Annotated in this window: 1 protein-coding gene; it reads right to left on the bottom strand. The window is 37.8% G+C overall.

Translation table 11 applies throughout. The annotated features are described in order from the left end of the window. The coding region (locus tag ES765_RS21540; protein WP_138116606.1) for an IS3 family transposase at positions 1-706 on the bottom strand (706 nt) is incomplete at both ends.

Raw genomic sequence — 706 nt, 5'->3', positions numbered from 1 at the left:
TCTAAATTCGATAAATAATTATTATTTAGGTCAGGTTTGATGAAGAATTTAAATTCTTCATCAAACCTGGGCATACACTCTTTAGGTGATTTATTACCTAAAGATTTATGTGGGTGGTTGAAGTTATAATCCTCTCTCCAGTTATCGCTGATCCTTTGAAGCTGATAGATGTCATTAAAATAATATGCATCCAGTATATCTTCTCTGAAAAATCTATTAAAACGTTCTATGTAACCATTTTGCATCGGTTTTCCGGGCTGTGTGTATTTGATTTCGATATGGTTTTTAGTACACCACTCCATAAATGTCTTAGATATAAATTCAGGTCCGTTGTCGCACCTGACATATTTAGGTGTTCCTATTTCTTCTTTGAGGTTTTCCAATGTTTCCACTACCGCTCTGGCCGGGTACGAAAGGCCTATATCGATAGCAATGGCTTCACGGTTACAATCATCTATGACATTGAACACACGTAACTTTCTTCCATCGATAAGCGCATCGCTCATAAAATCCATACTCCAGCATTGATTGAGGACCGATGGGGTTTCCAAAGGTTGTTTTATACGCTTTATCAAACGCTTCTTATGTTTACGCCTAAGACTGAGCTTCATATCCCGATATACTCGCAATACACGCTTTCTGTTCCATTTTAGGCCTTCTCGACGGATCTTGTGATAATACTCATCAAAACCTCTAGTGGGATAAG

The organism is Maribacter sp. ACAM166 (assembly GCF_005771495.1).
Lineage (GTDB): Bacteria > Bacteroidota > Bacteroidia > Flavobacteriales > Flavobacteriaceae > Maribacter.
Note: the sequence above shows the minus strand (reverse complement) of the source record. Positions and strands in the feature narration are given on the sequence as shown.